This is a genomic window from Oceaniglobus trochenteri (genome assembly GCF_020529025.1).
Taxonomy (GTDB): Bacteria; Pseudomonadota; Alphaproteobacteria; order Rhodobacterales; family Rhodobacteraceae; genus Oceaniglobus; species Oceaniglobus trochenteri.
Genome location: NZ_JACNMM010000006.1, coordinates 255,240 through 272,602, shown reverse-complemented (window position 1 = coordinate 272,602; position 17,363 = coordinate 255,240). Strand labels below are relative to the sequence as shown.

The window sequence follows — 17,363 nt, the reverse complement described above, 5'->3', positions numbered from 1 at the left end:
ATGGCCACGGGATATGACTTCATCATTGTCGGGGGCGGATCCGCGGGCGCGGTTCTGGCGGCGCGCCTTTCCGAGGATCCGGCGGTCAGCGTCCTGCTGCTTGAGGCGGGGGGCAGCGACCGGCATCCCTTCTACCATCTGCCCGCCGGTTTTGCGAAGATGACCAAGGGTATCGGAAGCTGGGGCTGGGAAACGGTGCCGCAACGGCACATGCAGAACAGGGTGTTCCGCTATACCCAGGCCAAGGTGATCGGCGGCGGGTCCGCGATCAACGCCCAGATCTACACCCGCGGCAATGCGCAGGACTACGACGACTGGCGGCAAATGGGCTGTACCGGCTGGGGCTATGACGATGTGCTGCCCTATTTCCGCAAGGCCGAAGACAACGAAACCTGGAACAACGCATTCCACGGTCAGGGCGGGCCCCTGGGGGTGAGCGAGCCCAGGGCAGCCTTGCCGATCTGTGAAGCCTATTTCGAAGCCGCGGCAGCGCTTGGCATTCCGCGCAATCCCGACATCAATGGCGCAACGCAGGACGGTGTCTGCTATTACCAGTTGACCCAGCGCAGCACGCGCCGCTCATCCGCGGCCATGGCCTATGTCGCGCCGAACCGCCACCGCAGGAACCTGACGGTCAAGCTGGGGGCGCAGGTGCGCCGGATCGTGGTGGAGCGGGGCCGCGCTGTCGGAGCCGAACTGATGGATGGCACCCGCTTTCTCGCGGCGCGCGAACTCTTGCTGTGCGGCGGCGCCATCGGCACGCCACGCCTGCTGCAACTGTCGGGCGTCGGCCCGGCCGACCACCTGGAGGACCTCGGGATCGAGGTTGTTTGCGACCAGCCGCAGGTGGGGGCCAACCTTCAGGATCATCTCGACCTCTATTGCATCTGCGAACTCAGCGGGCCGCACAGCTATGACCGCTATGCAAAACCCCATTGGGCGGTGCTGGCCGGATTGCAGTACATGCTGGCGCGCAAGGGGCCGGTTGCTTCGTCACTGTTTGAAACGGGCGGTTTCTGGTATGCCGACCCGGACGCCCGATCGCCCGACATCCAGCTGCATCTGGGGCTGGGCACCGGAATCGAACACGGCGTGGCGGCGATGCCCGAGGGGGGGATCACGCTGAACTCCTGCCACCTGCGCCCCCGGTCGCGCGGCACGGTCCGCCTGCAAAGCAGCGATCCCGCCAAAGCGCCGCTGATCGATCCGAACTACCTGTCCGAACCATTGGACCGCGAAATGTCGATCCGGGGATTGAAGCTGACCCAGCAGATCCTGGCGCAGGCGCCCCTGGCGAAATACATTCTGGCCGAACGTCTTCCTGGCCCGGAGGTGCGCAGCGACGCGGAATATTTCGATTTCATCTGCGCCCATTCCAAGACCTCGCACCATTGCGCGGGTACCTGCCGGATGGGGCCGGACGATGGCGCGGTGGCCGATACGCGCCTGCGGTTCAACGGCATCGACGGCTTGCGCATCGTCGACAATTCGATCATGCCAAAGGTGATTTCGTCCAACACCAACGCCGCCGCGATCATGATCGGGGAAAAGGCGGCAGACATGATCAAGGCCGACCACGGACTCGGCACGGAAGGCTAGACCCCCATGCCCCAGCGACGCCCCACCATCATCGACGTTGCCAGAAAGGCCGGGGTGTCGAAATCCACGGTCAGCCTTGTCTTGCGCAACAGCGAGGCGGTCCGCTCTGACACCCGCGACCTTGTGCGCGCGGCCATGGCCGACCTCGGCTATGTCTACAACCGTGCGGCGGCCAACATGAGGGCCGCGAACGGCGGGCTGATCGGGTTGGTCATCAACGATCTGCGCAATCCCTTTTTCACGGAATTCGCCACCTCGCTTCAGATGGCCTTGTCGGAACGGGGCTATTCCACGGTTCTGGCCAATACCGATGAGAACCCCGCGCTTCAGGTTCAGGTGGTGGTGTCGATGATCGAACACGGGGTGTCGGCCTTCATCCTGTGCCCCACCTATGGCGACGGCGGAGAAACGTTCGACGCCATCGCAAGGGCGGGCATTCCGGCCATGCAGATGCTGCGCGGCGTCGATCCGCGTCTGGCCAGCTTTCCCTTCGCCGCACCCGATTATCTGGATGGCAGCCGACAGGCCACCCGGCATCTCGTGGATCTGGGGGCACGCCACATTGCCTTTGTCGGGGGCCTTGACGGGCGCGGCATCACCGAAGAACGCATGGCCGGCTACCGCGAAGTGGTTGCCAGCCTTGGGCTGGAACCCCTGGTGCTGACCGGTCGGTCCAGCCGCAGGTTCGGGCGTGAAAGCGTGCAGCGGCTGTTGGCGGACCATCCGCAGGTGGACGGCGCGGTCTGTTTCAACGATCTTGTGGCGCTGGGAATGCTCTCGGGGCTGAACGCGGCGGGGGTACGGGCCGGGCGCGACTTTCGAATCGTCGGTTTTGACGACATCGAAGAGGCGGCGCAGGCCTTTCCGCCCCTGTCATCGGTGCGCTGCGATATCGCGGGGTTCGGCGCAGGTGCCGCCGACACCCTGTTGCGCTGGCTGGAAGACGGCGAAACGCCGCCGCCCGAAACCCGCAGCCCGGTTACCATCGCCCTGCGCGAGTCGAGTCTCGGGCGCTGAACCCCTTTCCGTATGCAGGACAGTTCCATGTCAGACCTCGCCCACCCGCGTCGCCCCCTGTTCCTTGATGCCGGATGGCGGGCGGTCGCCGCTGCCTTCGTGCTCAACGGCCTGCTGTTCGGTGCCTGGGCGGCGCGGGTTCCGGCCTTCAAAGAGGGCTTTGCGCTTGAACCTGCCGCGCTTGGGTTCCTGTTGCTGGCGCTTGCCGGGGGGGCGATCCTCTCCTTTCCTCTGGCCGGTCTCCTGTCCGAGCGTTGGGGTCCCGAGCGTTTGTCGGTGCGCTGCGCCATGGGCTATGTGCCCGCGCTGGTCCTGCTGGCACTCATGCCTGGCCCGCTGGCACTTGGCGGGGCACTGTTCCTGTTCGGCGCCTTTCACGGGGCGATGGATGTGGCGATGAACGGCTGGGCTGCGCGGGTCGAGACGCGCCTCGGGCGCAGCACCATGTCGGTTTTTCACGCGCTGTTCAGCCTCGGGGCCGGTCTGGGCGCGGCCAGTGGTTTCCTGGCCGTGCGCCTGGGGCTGGACCCCTTGGCGCATTTCGCCGTCGTCGCCATGCCGGGCGGGGTGCTTGCCCTTGCGGCGATGATCCCGGCGGCGCGGGGGGTCGGCGCAGGGCCTGTCCCGGGCGAGGATACGCCGCTGATCGCGCTGCCCACGGGGCCGCTGTTCCTTGTCGGTCTGATCGCCTTTGCCATCTCCATGGGCGAAGGTGCGATGGCGGATTGGAGCGCGGTGTTCCTGCGCCTTGCCACCGGCGCGACCGAGGCACAGGCCGCGCTTGGCTATGCGGTGTTCAGCACGGCGATGGTGGCTACACGGCTTGCCGGAGACATCGGCGTGCAAAGGTTCGGTCCGGTGTCGGTGACCCGGGCCAGCGGGGCGGTGGCATTCTGCGGTCTGGCAATCGCCATCCTGTCGGATCGCCTTGTCCCCGCGCTGGCCGGATTTTCCCTTGTCGGGGTGGGCTATGCCGTTGTGATGCCCCTGGTGTTTTCCCGTGCCGCCCGCGAACCCGGAATGCGCCCCGGTCCCGCCATCGCGGCGGTGGCGACGCTGGCCTATGGCGGGATGCTTCTTGGTCCCGCGGTCATCGGGTTCATCGCCCAGGTGACAGGGCTGCGGGTGTCCTTCGCGGTGCTGGCCGCGCTCGCGGGGCTGGCCATCATCCTGGCGCCCCGGCTGCGGGTGCGTTAGCGCGGACCGGCACCCGTGCAATCGTGAATGCGCCCGGTCAGCCAGTCGGGCCAGTCCCGTTCGAAGAACGACTTGGCATCGCCGGGCATCCGGCGCACGGGGCGGGGGGTGACTTGGATTTCGCCACCCTGCATCCGCACGATCAGTTGTTCGTCCTGGTGCTCGGGCTTTTCTATGCGGAAGCGGTAGCCTTCCAGGGTTTTTCCCGGCACGCTGGGAACGCATTCGCCCGCCGGATCGCAGATCGCCCGCGCGCCACGGCTGCCGCCGCCCGCTGCTATGAAGTGATCCAGGGCCGCCAGAACCGCCTGGCTGGCCAACGCCATCTGTTGCCACTGGACGACCCGGCCCGCTTCGGACGGGCGGGCAGGGGCGATACCCTGCGCATCGATCCGCGCACAGAGGGCCCGCGCCCCGGCCAGTGCCTCGCGCACCTCGTCGGGACGGCAGAGAATACCGGCCTTTTCGCTCATCCGCGTCTGGATTTCACTGCGCAGGGCGTCGGCCGAAAGCGGGCTGCCGTCGCGCAGCACCGCCGAGATGGCGGCCAGCGCATCGGCCACCGGCCCTTCGACATTTTGCTCTGACGGGGGCAGCGCCTTGCCTGTGCCAGCGATGTGTTCGGCGGCACGGGTGCCGAAGACCTGTCCGGCATTCAGGGCCGAGCCCCCGGGGCGCGTCACGCCGTGGGTACCGGCCGCCTCGCCGATGGCATAGACGCCGGGCAGGTTGCTCTGACCCCAGATATCGACCGCGACGCCACCGTTCATGTGCTGGTTGTTTACCGCGAATTCCAAAGGCTCGGCGGCAATGTCGATCTTGTAGCGCCGGTACAGCTCGATCGCCAATGGGTTCATGTGACGCAATCTGTCGATGGGCATTTCCTGCCCCGCACCCGCCGTGCGCAGATAGGTGGCGACATCGTCGTCCAGCCGGTCGAGGCTGAAGGGCCGGTCGCCGGGAACGGGCAGGGGGTTGCGGTTGAAATCCATGAGAACGCGCCGGCCCGCCTCGCCCTCGCGGAAGATGGCCAGGTCCACCAGGCTGGAGCCGAAATCCAGCATCCGGGTCGAATGGAACGGCCACTGATACCCCTTGCGGAAGACATTGCTGGCCAGTTCCTGCGTCGTTCGGTAGTAATCGGCCAGGAAATGGTGTTCCTTTCCTGCATCGTCCACCGAGTAGATATGCGGCATCGCCTGAACATAGGTCCCCGACAGGTTCCAGGGAAATCCTTCGCGCCGGGTGCCGATGCCGAACTGGCTTTCGGTGATGTTCACCAGCTCGATCCCCGCCTCCAGCGCCATGCCCAGCGAACCGAAGCAGCCGTTGGGAAAGACGCTGTCGCGATACAGCTCACCCGGGCCACCCGCCGCCAGAACCACCACCGGAGCGTGGAAAACGACCAGGCCCATGGGGTTTGCGGCGCTGCGGTCCCTGGTGCGGATCGCCAGGATGCCAACCGTTCGCGCACCATCGCCGGTGCCGTCTGTCAGGATGCGCAGAGCCGTCGTCTGGTTGTGGATCGCAACGCCCAGGCGGATCGCCTCGTCTGCCAGCACCTTGACCATAAGACGCGATGTGCGGGGGCCACAGCTTGTGGCGCGGCCCGTCTCGTCGTGGTCGGTCTGATACCTCAGGGTGCCGCCCAGCGTATCCTGCGGCAGCGGCAGCCCCAGGTACTGCAGCGATGCCATGGACCGGCCCGACCCGACCGATTCCACATAGGCGATGTCCTCGTCCATCGCCCCGCCCGCACCGATGGCCCGGGCCATGGCGCGGTAATCGTCACCCCGGTCCGAGGTGTTGGCGGTGTGCAACGTCTGCTTGTCCGAGCCCGAGCAGGCCGATGTGCCGCCCCATGCGCTCTGGCTGATGACGGTGACATCAACGCCCCGTCGCTTCAATTCGACCGCCGCGCGCAGACCGGCGGCACCGCTGCCCACCACGACACAGCCGCAACGCCGCATGGGCAGCGCCTGATCGCCCATCTCAAGGCTGTGGTCGAAGATGGGTTCCTCCGGAAGACGAGGCATGCCGACATCGGTAAGGTCGTCGAGGATGGCTTGGGGAATACTGTCTTTCACGATTGAATCCACTCTCGCTGCGATGCCTCGCCCCTCGGGTCAGGGCAGTATGGAACGTTCCAAACGGTCCTACTAGGTCAACTCCGGGCGGTCAACAATCAGTGCAATTCCAAACGCAGGCAGCAGGCCGGCTGGTGCGGAGGGAGTGATCCACCGACGATACCGGACCCTGCCGGAAGGCCGCGATGATGCGGGGCGCGTATCCGCACCATCAATGCAGAAAGCTGGCGTCGGTGGGCGGCATCGTCAGTGAGAAAACGGGTTCCACGGCACAGTCTCCTGACTGGACACCCCATTGGCTTGCAGTGGCAGCCGCATTTCCAGGGAGCGCGCACCCCCTAGTCACCTGAATCGGAAGTCCCTGCCATCGTCTTCTGGCAAAACCGCTTGACGGAAGCGAGGATTTCATCGGCGGATTTGACCCAACGATAGGGCTTTGGATTTTCGTTGTGGGCTTCGATGAAGGCGGCGATGTCGGCCTCCAGTTCGGCAGTCGGGCGATGGACGCCGCGCTGCAACTGCTTGCGGGTGAGTTCCGCGAACCAGCGCTCGACCTGGTTGATCCAAGATGCCGATGTGGGCGTGAAGTGGACATGCCAGTGCGGGTGGCGGGCGAGCCAGGCCTTGATCCTGGGCGTCTTGTGCGTGGCATAGTTGTCCATCACCAGATGCACATCCCGATCTTTCGGCATCGCCGTGTCGATCTGCTTCAGGAAGGCGAGGAACTCGGCCGAGCGGTGGCGCTTGTAGCATTTGCCGATCACCGCCCCGGTCGCGATGTCGAGTGCGGCAAACAACGAGGTCGTGCCGTGGCGGATATAGGTATGGGTCCTGCGCTCCGCGACGCCCGGTGCCAATGGCAATACCGGCTGCTCCCGATCGAGCGCTTGGAACTGCGATTTTTCGTCTACGCACAGGACGATGGACCGGTCCGGCGGTGACATGTAAAGGCCGACGATATCCTGCACCTTGTCGACAAACAGCGGGTCGGTGGAAAGCTTGAACGTCTCGCTCCGGTGCGGTTGCAGGCCAAATGCGACCCAGATCCGGCGAATGGTGGTGTGCGAAAGCCCCGTTGCCGCAGCCATGGAACGGATCGACCAATGGGTGGCGTCCTTCGGTGTGGTCTCCAATGTGCGGGTGATGACGTCGGCAACCTGCTCATCAGACACAGTGCGCGGTCGGCCTGCGCGATACTCATCAGAGAGGCCTTCAATACGATGCTCCGCAAAGCGCCGCCGCCACTTGCCGACAGTATGTTCCGAATGACCAAGCTCAGCCGCGACCTCCTTGCTGTTCAGACCATCCGCGCATCGAAGCACGATCCGGCACCTGTCCGACAGAGACCGCGCCGCCTTGTGCCGGCGCAACTGAGATTCGAGAAAGCGGCGCTCCTCAACGCTGAGGTCAATGACAACCGACTCCCGTCCACGCATCGTCTAAACTCCGAACTTACATCAAATCAATGATGCCAAATTCAGTTCCAGGTGACTAGGTTAATGCATCCTTAATAATAATCCGTCTTATGTATTCTATCGATCGGGCAGAACCCGTAATGTGCCAGCCGATGGACAACAGGATGGGCACGAAAGGTTCGGCCCCGCCGCTGCACAGGTGAATCCAGATCGCGATGGGCCGCCCCGCGGCGTCCGGGACGGAATCGCCGATGGGGCACTTCACCAATCGAGACTGGGGCGCCCTAGTCCGGTGCGGGGTTGCGCCAGTTGTATTGTTCGCGAAAGCCCAGTTGTTCGCGGATCTTGCGATTGGAGTAGAGCGCCTCGTTCTCTCCCATCGGGCGGGTCACCGGCACGCCGGGGTAATACCGCCGAAGCAGGCCATCCGTGGGGATATCCGAGGAATTGTCGTCGTTGCCGCAATTGAACACCTGAAAGCCCAGACCGTCGGTCTTCAGCGCGCGATGCACGATCTGGCCCAGGTCGCGGGCGTCGAGATAGCTGAAGGTACTGCGATAGCGGCTGTCGGGGTCATCCCGGAAGCTGGTGAAGGTCGGATATTCATCCGGTGCCACCACGTAGGCCAGGCGCAGCGCATAGATGTCGGCGCCGCTGCGCCGGGCAAAGCTGCGGGCGGTCGCCTCGCCGACGACCTTGGACAGGCCATAGGCATCCATCGGGTCGGTATCGTGGTCTTCGTCAAGGGGCAGGTATTGGGGGGCGACGCGGCCATTCGCGAAACAGATGCCATAGGCGGTTTCGGAGGAGGCGATGATCACCTTGCGGATGCCCAGTTTCAGCGCGGCATCTATCACGTTGTAGGTGCCCAGCGTGTTGATGCGGAACATCTCGGCGTCGGTGGTGATCAGAATGCGCGGCACGGCGGCGAAATGCACCACGGCGTCAAAGCCCGCCGGGCCATCGGCGCGGGCAAGCTCGGACAGGTTCGAATGGCCGCTCATCGCGTCGTACATCTGGCCGGCATCGGTGATATCGGCGATCAGGTTGTCGACCCCCGCCACCGGCGAGGCGACGCGATCGACGTTGAGGATGTGATGGCCCTGTTTCAGCAGCCAGGCCGTGACATGACGCCCCGCCTTGCCTGCCCCACCGGTGAAGAAGATCCGCTTTCCTGTCATCTGTCCTGCCTCTTGCTGTCGATGCGCCGGGGGCTTTGGCCCCTGCCCCGGCGATGGGGTTCAGATCGTGTCGATCACCACGACTGAATCGAGATCGCGGTCGGGGGTGATGCGCAGCTCGCCCTTGTTGGCGGTTTCGTAGTGGCGCTGGCATTCGCCGGTTTCAGGATCGAACACCGATACCGAAAGCCGCGCACCAAGGGACGTGGTGTCGAGATCGATCATCGTTCGTACCGGGGCGTGGGCGATGATCGCGGTATCCGTCGCCATGACAGAAACACGCGCCACCGGATCTTCGTTGCGTTGCCCGACAAACGGCAGCCCGACCGAAAGCTTGTCGGGCCAGGCACCGGACAGTTGCACGGGTTTCAGAAGGTCCTGCGCGGGCCGGCGGGTTTCCGGGGCGCGAGGCAGAAGAATGTCGGCCACCAGCCGCACCTGCCCCGAGCCGGGGGCGGTCAGCCCTTCCCACCACGGCAGGCAGTCCGCATCCTGGTAGGCATGAACACGGTCGCCCGGCCGGAACAGTTGGCGCACGGAATCGTGGCCATAGGAAAACCCGGCCGCCCCGGCCAGCGCCGTACGCCACAGGCTCTTGCGGGTGTCGTAGGCGGTAAAACGGGGCAGCCAGGGCAGATGCCCCGTGGCGAAACCGTGCCTTTCGGTACGGGCGCACATGGCGAACATGCCGGCGTTCTCATAATTCGCCTCCATGTCCATCACCGGCTTGCGCGGCAAGGTGTGGAACAGCCGTTCGACAAAGACATAGCCGGCGACATTGGGCTTGTAATGGCCGGTCTGCAGCGCGTTGAAATCCAGCCAGGGCTCGGAATGGAAAATCTCGGATGACCCAAGGCCCGTCGGGTAGAAGGTGATCAGCTTGTCCGCCGAACGCCCCGCGCGCAGACCCTCGGCCATGGCGCGCATGATGGCCACATGTTCGGTGGTCTGGATCGGGCTGTCGCCGCCCAGCACCCACATCACATTGGGGCAATCCCCCAGTTCGTCGGACAGGAACCGGCAATAGGCCTGTGCGCGCGCCCGGTTCATGATCACCGGTCCGACGGAATTGGAATGATCGTTCCATTTGTCGCCCCAGGTGGGCAGCAGCGCGACGATCAGCCCGTGGGCCGCGGCACGTCCGACGATACGGCGCACCCGGGCGATCCAGTCGGGGTTCATCTGCACCGCCTGAAGGTCGGCCTCGGTGGCGAACGGGCGGGTGCCCTCGATATTGGCGGTGTTGGGGTCGTGTAGGTCGCGGAAGACGCAGGCCTGCACCGCAGCGAACCCCTTGGCGGCGCGATCGGCCAGGTAGTGCTCGATCTCGTCATCGCTCAGCCGGGTGAAAAGCAGCCAGGCCGTATCCGCCGCCAAGAACAGCGGGCTGTCATCGCCCCGCCGAAAGAAATGCCCGCAGGGCGAGATGCGGGCGGTGAGGGGGTGGCAGCTGGCCATGGGCGGTTTCCTTCCGGGAGTCTCGGGATCTGATCAACCTTTGGCCTGTCACTTAATGCATCTTGACGACAGTAGGCAATACATGGATTATTGAATAAAGTCGAAAATAGGCGTTGATGAATGGCTGAGCTAGAACTTTCGAATGTGTCCAAGCGGTATGGTGGCCTTCTGGTTGTCCCCGACATCTCGCTCTCGGTCGGTGACGGCGAGTTCGTGGCGCTGGTCGGGCCTTCGGGCTGCGGCAAATCCACGACCCTGCGCATGATCGCCGGGCTTGAGGAAATCTCGGGGGGCACGATCTCGATCAACGGGCGGGTTGTGAACGATCTGGAGCCCGACGAACGTGGCATCGCCATGGTGTTCCAGTCCTATGCGCTTTATCCACACATGAGCGTCGCAAAGAACATGTCCTTCGCCCTGCGGGTGGCCGGCCGCCCCCGCGAAGAGATCGACAGCCGCGTCAACGAGGCGGCGCGCATCCTCGGGCTGACCGAATTTCTCAACCGTCGCCCGGCCGCGCTTTCGGGGGGGCAGCGACAGCGGGTCGCCATGGGGCGGGCGATCGTGCGCCGGCCCGATGTCTTCCTGTTCGATGAACCGCTGTCCAACCTGGATGCCAAGCTGCGCGTCCAGATGCGCACCGAGATCAAGCGCATCCACCAGAATGTCGGCGCCACCACGATCTATGTCACGCATGACCAGATCGAGGCGATGACCCTGGCCGACCGCGTGGTGGTGATGAACAACGGGCGGATCGAACAGGTGGGCACCCCCGCCGAGGTCTATGCCAGCCCCGCCACCAGCTTCGTTGCGGAATTCATCGGCATGCCGCCGATGAACCTGGTGGGCGCCGATGTGGAAGGCGATGCGCTGGTGCTGGACGGGGGCACCAGGCTGCCCCTGCCCGAGACGCTGCGCACCCTTCCGGCATCCCATGACAAGGTGCTGCTGGGCCTGCGCCCCGAAGACATCGCACCGGCGGGCCATGGGCTCGACATGGCGGCGCCCTGGTCGCTCGACGTGCCGGTTTCGATCTCCGAGCCGCTGGGCGCCGAGACGCTGCTGTTCTTCGAACTGGCCGGAAAGGAATGGACGGCGCGCATGCTGAGCCCGCGGCCCGTCGCGCCGGGGGAACGGCTGAGCTTCAATTTCGACCTGTCGAAGCTGCACGTCTTCGATGCGGCCGACGGCGCACGCATCAACTGAAAAACCAAAGGGAGGACTCGTACAATGAAAACCGGAATCTGCCGCATCTCGGCCGCGGCCATCCTGGGCACCGCGCTTCTTGGGCCCGCCGTGGCCCAGGCCCAGACCCAGATCACCTACATGGACCTTGGCCCCGAGCGGATCGCGTTCAACGAAGAGATCGTCCGCCAGTTCGAAGCGGCCAATCCCGACATCAAGGTCAACTACATCTGGCAGGCCAACGAACCCTACAAGACCGGTATCAAGGTGATGCTGGATTCCAACTCGCCCCCCGATGTCTTCTTCAACTGGGCGGGCACCACGGTTTTCGATTTCGTCGATGCCGGCGTGGTGCGTGACCTGTCCGAATCCGAAACCCGCGGCGACGGCTGGACCCGCGACATGCCGATGTCGATCACCGACCAGTTCCGCAATCCCGAGGGTCTGTGGGGCATTCCCACGCGGATCTACACCAAGGCCTTCTGGAAGAACGATTCCTTCTTCGCCGATAACGGCCTGGAAGCACCCGAAACCTTTGACGAACTTCTCGGCCTCTGCTCGAAGGTGCGCGAGATCGATCCGCAGATGACCCCGATTGCCTTTGGCGCCTCGGAAAGCTGGACCATCAACCACTATCTGACGGTGCTGTTCCAGCGCCATGTCGACCCGGCCCGCATTGCCGCCGATCACCGGCTGCAAGGGGATGCCGAGGCACTCTATACCGATCCCGGCTATCTTGAGGCGCTGAAGGATTTCCAGGAAATGGTGGATGCCGATTGCTTCAATGCCGGCATCAACTCGGTCACGCCGGAAGTTTCGCGCGCCATGTTCGCCAGCGACTTGGCCGCGATGACATTCTGCGGCAGCTGGTGCCCGCCGCAATTCGATGAGCAGGGTTTCGAAGGCCGCTATTCGCCCTTCCACTTCCCCGCCATCGAGGGCGCGGGCGGGGTGCAGGACGGCATCCTTGTCGGCGCATCGGGCTATCAGATTTCGGCGGCTTCGAAATACCCCGAGGAATCCATGCGCTTCCTCAGCTTCATGAACGAACCCGAGCAGCAGGCGCTGATGGTCGAGATGGTCGGCCAGCTTCCCGCCAACGGGTCGATGGTGCCCGAGGATCTGCTGGGCGCGGCCAACACCCGCCTGCTTCAGATGATCGCGGAATCCTCGGTCTCGTCGCCGCCGCTCAACACCGTGATGGAAACCACGGTCAGCGACGTGACCCTGAAGTCGGGTCAGGATCTGGTCAACGGCACGATCACGCCCGAGGATTTCATGCAGCGTGTGCGTGACGCCGCCGTGAAAGCGGCAAGGCCCTGAAATGACGCCGGCCAGAGGACAGGAACACGGGAAACGGACCATGGCATCGACACGCACGATAAACCGCGCCCTGCGTGGGCCCATCTTCGACTACATCATGATCGGCCCGGCGGTGGTCCTGTTTTCGGTCTTCATCGTCTGGCCGGCGATCCAGACGCTCTATACCTCGTTGTTCGCCGAACCGACCAAGGGCGGCGCCTTCATCGGGCTGGGCAACTATCGTGAAATGATGGGCGATCCGGTGTTCTGGATCGCCCTGCGCAACAACCTGATCTTCATCCTGGCCAACCTGGTGCTCCAGGTCGGGCTTGGCACCGTGCTGGCGGCGATCCTTGATCGGGGCATCCGGCGCGGATCGACCCTGATGAGAACGATCATCTTCGCCCCGCTGGTGATTGCGCCCGTGGCCATCGGCGTGATGTGGAAGATGATCCTCGAGCCGAACTTCGGGCTGTTGCGGCAACTGGCCGACGGCATCGGCCTTCCCTTCCCCACCCAGGGCATCCTGGGCGACCCCTACCTGGCCTTTCCCGCCATCATCGGCGTCGGCGTCTGGAACTACGTCGGTTTCATGATGACCATCATGCTGGCCGCCATGCAGGGCATTTCCAAGGATGTCTACGAGGCGGCCCGGATCGACGGTGCCTCGGCGGTGCAGACGTTCATCTCGATCACCCTTCCGGGTGTGCGCTATGCGCTGGTGCTCTGCGGTCTGATCGTGATCGTCGGGTCGTTCAAGACTTTCGAACTGGTCTATGTGCTGACCGCCGGCGGACCGGGCAACGCGACCCAGGTCCTGGGCACCTACATCGTCGAAAGCGCCTTCCTGGTGTTCCAGCCCAACTATGCCGCGGGCATGTCGGTGATCGTGCTTCTGGTGGCGATCCTCTTCGGCTCGCTTCAGGTGTACAACCGTGAAAGCAAGGTGAAGACATGAGCGCCGCGACCCAGATGACACCGCAACGCGAAACAGGCCGCAAGAAGCGCTGGTTCGGTCGGCGCCTGCGCGGCGGCATGGCCTATGGCGCGCTGATCCTGGTCTGCATCGCCATCCTCATCCCGATTGTCTGGGTGGTGCTGGCCTCGCTCAAGACCCGGCGCGAGGTCTTCCTTGAACCGCTGGGCCTGCCTGCGGTTCCGCAATGGCAGAACTACACCCAGATCCTGGAAACCGCCTTTCCCGCGAACATCGCCAACTCGGTGATCATCACGGTCGGGTCGGTGGTGCCCATGGTGATCTTCAGCCTGATGGCGGGCTATGTCCTGGCGCGGCGGGTCTTTTTGGGGCGGCGGCTGGTCTATGTGGTCATCGTGCTGACCTTCGCCATCCCGTTCCATTCGATCCTGGTGCCGCTTTACCGGATGGTCGACGCGCTGGGGCTTCTCAACACCTTCGCGGGTCTGATCCTGCCCAATATCGCCATCGGCATCCCGTTCAGCGTGATGATCTTCTATTCGTTCTTCCGCGACTTCCCGGCCGAACTGGAAGAGGCGGCGCGCCTTGACGGCTGTTCGCCCTGGCGCATCCTGTTCTCGGTCGTGCTGCCGCTTTCGGCCCCGGTGGTGCTGAGCGTGGTGATCTTGCAGACGGTGAACGTCTGGAACGAATTCCTCTGGGCCTCGATCTCGACCACCGGCGATGAGGTTCGGCCCTGGACCACCGGCATCATGCAGTTTCAGGGCGAATACAGCAGCGACTGGCCCCGCATCCTGGCGGTGGTCAACGTGGTGATGGTGCCCCTGATCCTGCTTTACCTTGTCAGCCAGAAATACTTCGTGCGCGCCTTTGCCGGCATGAACAAGTAGGGCCCGCGCGCCGCCCCCCCTCACGGAACCGCACAGGAAAAAGGGCCCGGACCGCAACAACGGTCCGGGCCCTTTCGGCAATCGGTCAAGCGCCCTATTCGGTAAAGAAAACCTCTTCAAGCTGAACCCAGTTGCCCAACTGCCCCGCCCGCGCCAGGGGGGTCTGGCACGGATCGGTATGGGTCCACCATTCGCGGGTTTCCGGGTCTTCGGCCATGCGGGCCATGTCGGCGTCGAAATCGTCGCCGTGATATTCGAGATGGGCGAAAAGCATGTTCTCGGGCTCCAGCAGGTATATCACGTAGTTGCGGATGTTGCTTTCGCGGATCTGGCGCAGCACGCCGGGCCAGGCGTCGGCGTGCAGGCGCTTGTACTCCGCGATCTTCTCGGGGCGGATACCGATGGCCATTCCCATACGCTTCATGTGTTTGCCTTTCCTATGTGCAGGGTCAGTTCGGACCGGGCCGCGATGGCCTCGGGGTTCCAGTCGATGCCGATGCCGGGGGTTTCGGGCGGGCGGGCGATGCCGTCGACGATGGCGACTTCGCCGGTGGTGATCAGGTCAAGCTGCGGAATATGTTCTAACCACTGCGCATTCGGGATGGCGCAGACCAGCGACAGATGCAGTTCCATCAGGAAATGCGGGCAGACCGTCACGCCATGCGCCTCGGCCAGGGCCGCAACCTTGAGCCAGGGCGTGATTCCCCCGATCCGGGCCACATCCACCTGGATGATCGAGGCCGCATCGGCCGCAAGATATTCGTTGAACTGCGACAGCGAATACATGCTTTCGCCCACGGCCACCGGAACGCGGGTGGACCGGGCAAGCGTTGCATGGGCATGGACATTGTCGGCACGCAGCGGCTCTTCGAACCAGCCGACCCCGTGATCCTCCAGAACCGAGGTGCGGCGCAGCGCCTCTGACAGGCTGAAACTCTGGTTGGCATCGACCATGATCTCGAAGTCATCGCCGACCGCCTGGCGCATGGCCGCAAGGCGGGCGGCGTCTTCATGCAGGGGCCGCCCGATCTTGATCTTGCAGCCGCGAAAGCCCTGGCGCTTTTTCTCGACCGCATCCTCGACAAGTTGCGATGTCTCGAGGTTCAGCCAGCCGCCCTCGGTCGAATAGACCGGGATGTGGTCCCTCGCCCCGCCGGCCGCCTTCCACAACGGCAGGTTCGCCTTGCGGCAGGCCAGATCCCAAAGCGCGGTGTCGATCGCCGCCAGGGCCAGCGACGTGATCGCCCCGACCGAGGTGGCATTGGTCCGGCGCAGCAGGTCATGCCAAAGCCCGGTGATGCGGGCCGGATCGCGCCCGATCAGCGCCGGTGCCAGCGTCTTTTCCAGAAGCGCCACAACCGAATGCCCACCCGTCCCGATCGTGTAGCTGTAACCGGTGCCCTGGGCGCCGTCGCTGTCGGTGATGGTGACGATCGGGGTTTCCTGCAGTTCGAAGGTCTGGGTCGCATCCTCGCGCAGAACCTTCGGAGGAAGGTTCACGAGGGAAATCTCGACATGTTCGATTTTGGCCATTCACTAATTCCGAGTATTGCGTGCACTATGCAAAAGATTTATACCGCAACATGACGGACCACAAGACCCCGATACGATCGAGGATCGCATGATGCAGTTTTCGCGCCACCAAACCGGCGGTTTCTCAATGATGGTGCCGGGCGCGGGCAGGCGTCGGGCGGCATGCGCCAGCCCGATCACCTGACCGATGCAAGGCGCGGCGCCGTCTCCGACGGCAACGCAATCGATTTCCACCCCGGGTCGTGCCGACCCACAACACATGGACGAAGAATGGCCAACGAATTCGGAGCAACCCCGCAGATCGACACCTTCATGGACTGGCGCTATGGGCTTTTCCTGCATTGGAACCCCTCCAGCGTCGTCGGCCACGAAATCAGCTGGTCACGCGAATGCGACAAGCCCGAGATCTTCAACAAAACCCGCAACAGCGAGGTCAATCCGCGGGTCAGCGTTCCGGCCGAACTTTATGACAGCCTTTACAAATACTTCGATGCCTCGGACTGGGATGCCGAGGCGCTGGTGCGCAGGGCGAAGGACTGGGGCTTCCGCTATATCTATCTGACGACGAAGCACCACGACGGGTTCAGCAACTTCGACACCGACCAGAGCGACTACAAGGTCACCGCGCCGGAATGTCCGGCGGGCCGCGACCTGACACGGGAACTGGCCGATGCCTGCCATGCCGCCGACATGGGCTTCGGGGTCTACTATTCGCAACCCGACTGGCACCACCCCGATTACCGCACCGAGAACCACGACCGCTACATCGCCTACCTGCACGCCCAGGTCGAAGAGCTTTGCACGCGCTACGGCAAAATCGACGCCTGGTGGTTCGACGGTCTGGCCGGTGACAGCCAGATCCAGGGGGTTCCGACGCCCCAGCCCTATCGCCTTGCCCCCGCGCCCGAACGCTGGGATTCCGAGAACCTGATCCGCAAGATGCGCAAATGGCAGCCCGACATGGTGATCAACGAGCGTTGCGCCCTGCCCTGCGATTTCCGCACACCCGAGCAGCGCGTCGGCCCCTACGATACCGAAAACCCCTGGGAAAGCACGATCACCCTGGGCGCCCAGTGGGCCTATTCCTTCGACGAGATCGTCAAGCCCGCCGAAGAGGTGATCCAGAGCATCGTGAAATGCGCCTGCGGCGGCGGCAACTTCGTGCTGAACATCGGCCCCGACCGGCACGGCCTTGTCCCGCCCGAACAGGCCCGCGTGATGGACAGCGTCGGCGCCTGGCTGCGCGACTATGGGCACACCATCTATGAAACCCGTGGCGGCCCCTGGCCCCGCTGGGTCTGGGGCGGCACCACCCATCGCGGCAATACCGTCTTCCTGCATGCGCTGGCCTGGCCCGAAATGCACGACACCCTCACCCTGCGGCTGAACGGCGCATCGGTGCGGTCTGTCACGCTTCTGACCGAAGGCAAGATCGACTGGCAGGTCAAGGACGACAACCTGCTGCTGACTTTGCCGTTGAAGTATCACAATGGGCTCGACATCATTGCGCAGATTGAAATGGATGAATTGCCGGCCTTCAACTAGGCGGGATCTGCCCAGGG

At 64.0% G+C, this 17,363-nt stretch carries 14 protein-coding genes; 8 read left to right on the top strand and 6 right to left on the bottom strand.

Going from position 1 to position 17,363, the window contains the following annotated elements:
* The 3 genes from H7828_RS12420 to H7828_RS12410 are packed head-to-tail and all read left to right on the top strand — an operon-like array spanning position 1 to position 3,813.
* Positions 1-1,599 carry a GMC family oxidoreductase gene (locus H7828_RS12420; RefSeq protein ID WP_226781361.1) on the top strand — a complete coding sequence of 533 codons (1,599 nt, stop codon included), beginning with the start codon at positions 1-3 and terminating at the stop codon, positions 1,597-1,599.
* A 6-nt stretch (positions 1,600-1,605) separates the two neighbouring features.
* Positions 1,606-2,616 (top strand): LacI family DNA-binding transcriptional regulator, encoded by a 1,011-nt coding sequence (locus H7828_RS12415; protein ID WP_226781360.1) that lies wholly within the window; start codon positions 1,606-1,608, stop codon positions 2,614-2,616.
* Positions 2,617-2,643: 27 nt separating this feature from the next.
* Entirely contained in the window at positions 2,644-3,813 is a 1,170-nt protein-coding gene (locus tag H7828_RS12410) for an MFS transporter (RefSeq protein WP_226781359.1), read from the top strand.
* Here H7828_RS12410 and H7828_RS12405 read toward each other — a convergent pair.
* From H7828_RS12405 to H7828_RS12390, 4 genes are all read right to left on the bottom strand, one after another.
* Positions 3,810-5,849, bottom strand: a complete 2,040-nt coding sequence (locus H7828_RS12405; RefSeq protein WP_226781358.1) for an FAD-dependent oxidoreductase — start codon at positions 5,847-5,849, stop codon at positions 3,810-3,812. The two genes, H7828_RS12410 and H7828_RS12405, sit on opposite strands and share 4 nt — an antisense overlap.
* A 389-nt stretch (positions 5,850-6,238) precedes the next feature.
* On the bottom strand, positions 6,239-7,336 hold the full coding sequence (locus H7828_RS12400) for an IS630 family transposase (protein ID WP_226781357.1): 1,098 nt from the start codon (positions 7,334-7,336) through the stop codon (positions 6,239-6,241).
* 263 nt (positions 7,337-7,599) lie between these two features.
* Positions 7,600-8,496: an NAD-dependent epimerase/dehydratase family protein gene (locus H7828_RS12395; RefSeq protein WP_226781356.1), complete on the bottom strand. Its 897-nt coding sequence runs from the start codon at positions 8,494-8,496 to the stop codon at positions 7,600-7,602.
* Between the two features lie 60 nt (positions 8,497-8,556).
* The gene (locus tag H7828_RS12390) at positions 8,557-9,954 is read right to left on the bottom strand and encodes a glycoside hydrolase family 140 protein (RefSeq protein ID WP_226781355.1); all 1,398 of its coding nucleotides are present in this window, start codon (positions 9,952-9,954) and stop codon (positions 8,557-8,559) included.
* Positions 9,955-10,074: 120 nt separating this feature from the next.
* Between H7828_RS12390 and H7828_RS12385 the strand changes: the two genes are divergently transcribed.
* Genes H7828_RS12385 through H7828_RS12370 form a run of 4 tightly spaced genes read left to right on the top strand, consistent with a single transcriptional unit; the run spans position 10,075 to position 14,268 of the window.
* Positions 10,075-11,160, top strand: coding sequence for an ABC transporter ATP-binding protein (locus H7828_RS12385; protein ID WP_226781354.1), 1,086 nt, complete (start codon positions 10,075-10,077; stop codon positions 11,158-11,160).
* Positions 11,161-11,184: 24 nt separating this feature from the next.
* Positions 11,185-12,462: an ABC transporter substrate-binding protein gene (locus tag H7828_RS12380; protein ID WP_226781353.1), complete on the top strand. Its 1,278-nt coding sequence runs from the start codon at positions 11,185-11,187 to the stop codon at positions 12,460-12,462.
* A 40-nt stretch (positions 12,463-12,502) separates the two neighbouring features.
* On the top strand, positions 12,503-13,399 hold the full coding sequence (locus H7828_RS12375) for a carbohydrate ABC transporter permease (protein ID WP_226781352.1): 897 nt from the start codon (positions 12,503-12,505) through the stop codon (positions 13,397-13,399).
* Positions 13,396-14,268 carry a carbohydrate ABC transporter permease gene (locus H7828_RS12370; RefSeq protein WP_226781351.1) on the top strand — a complete coding sequence of 291 codons (873 nt, stop codon included), beginning with the start codon at positions 13,396-13,398 and terminating at the stop codon, positions 14,266-14,268. Before H7828_RS12375 ends, H7828_RS12370 begins: the two co-directional genes overlap by 4 nt.
* A gap of 94 nt (positions 14,269-14,362) precedes the next feature.
* Here H7828_RS12370 and H7828_RS12365 read toward each other — a convergent pair whose 3' ends face one another.
* Together H7828_RS12365 and H7828_RS12360 are read right to left on the bottom strand one after the other, a co-directional pair.
* A complete protein-coding gene (locus H7828_RS12365; protein ID WP_226781350.1) occupies positions 14,363-14,692 on the bottom strand; it encodes an L-rhamnose mutarotase in 330 nt (109 codons plus the stop codon).
* Positions 14,689-15,801, bottom strand: a complete 1,113-nt coding sequence (locus tag H7828_RS12360) for a mandelate racemase/muconate lactonizing enzyme family protein (protein ID WP_226781349.1) — start codon at positions 15,799-15,801, stop codon at positions 14,689-14,691. Before H7828_RS12360 ends, H7828_RS12365 begins: the two co-directional genes overlap by 4 nt.
* Before the next feature lie 270 nt (positions 15,802-16,071).
* On the opposite strand from H7828_RS12360, the gene H7828_RS12355 reads away from it, so the two are divergent.
* Complete coding sequence (locus H7828_RS12355) at positions 16,072-17,346, top strand: alpha-L-fucosidase (protein ID WP_226781348.1); 1,275 nt, start codon at positions 16,072-16,074, stop codon at positions 17,344-17,346.
* Positions 17,347-17,363: the final 17 nt, after the last annotated feature.

What these genes read in the sequence shown, in the direction of transcription:
- H7828_RS12420 (WP_226781361.1), top strand. Translation starts at nt 1, where the DNA reads ATGGCCACGGGATATGACTTCATCATTGTCGGGGGCGGATCCGCGGGC.
- H7828_RS12355 (WP_226781348.1), top strand. Translation starts at nt 16,072, where the DNA reads ATGGCCAACGAATTCGGAGCAACCCCGCAGATCGACACCTTCATGGAC.
- H7828_RS12370 (WP_226781351.1), top strand. Translation starts at nt 13,396, where the DNA reads ATGAGCGCCGCGACCCAGATGACACCGCAACGCGAAACAGGCCGCAAG.
- H7828_RS12410 (WP_226781359.1), top strand. Translation starts at nt 2,644, where the DNA reads ATGTCAGACCTCGCCCACCCGCGTCGCCCCCTGTTCCTTGATGCCGGA.
- H7828_RS12390 (WP_226781355.1), bottom strand. Translation starts at nt 9,954, where the DNA reads ATGGCCAGCTGCCACCCCCTCACCGCCCGCATCTCGCCCTGCGGGCAT.
- H7828_RS12375 (WP_226781352.1), top strand. Translation starts at nt 12,503, where the DNA reads ATGGCATCGACACGCACGATAAACCGCGCCCTGCGTGGGCCCATCTTC.
- H7828_RS12365 (WP_226781350.1), bottom strand. Translation starts at nt 14,692, where the DNA reads ATGAAGCGTATGGGAATGGCCATCGGTATCCGCCCCGAGAAGATCGCG.
- H7828_RS12415 (WP_226781360.1), top strand. Translation starts at nt 1,606, where the DNA reads ATGCCCCAGCGACGCCCCACCATCATCGACGTTGCCAGAAAGGCCGGG.
- H7828_RS12360 (WP_226781349.1), bottom strand. Translation starts at nt 15,801, where the DNA reads ATGGCCAAAATCGAACATGTCGAGATTTCCCTCGTGAACCTTCCTCCG.
- H7828_RS12380 (WP_226781353.1), top strand. Translation starts at nt 11,185, where the DNA reads ATGAAAACCGGAATCTGCCGCATCTCGGCCGCGGCCATCCTGGGCACC.
- H7828_RS12405 (WP_226781358.1), bottom strand. Translation starts at nt 5,849, where the DNA reads ATGCCTCGTCTTCCGGAGGAACCCATCTTCGACCACAGCCTTGAGATG.
- H7828_RS12385 (WP_226781354.1), top strand. Translation starts at nt 10,075, where the DNA reads ATGGCTGAGCTAGAACTTTCGAATGTGTCCAAGCGGTATGGTGGCCTT.
- H7828_RS12400 (WP_226781357.1), bottom strand. Translation starts at nt 7,336, where the DNA reads ATGCGTGGACGGGAGTCGGTTGTCATTGACCTCAGCGTTGAGGAGCGC.
- H7828_RS12395 (WP_226781356.1), bottom strand. Translation starts at nt 8,496, where the DNA reads ATGACAGGAAAGCGGATCTTCTTCACCGGTGGGGCAGGCAAGGCGGGG.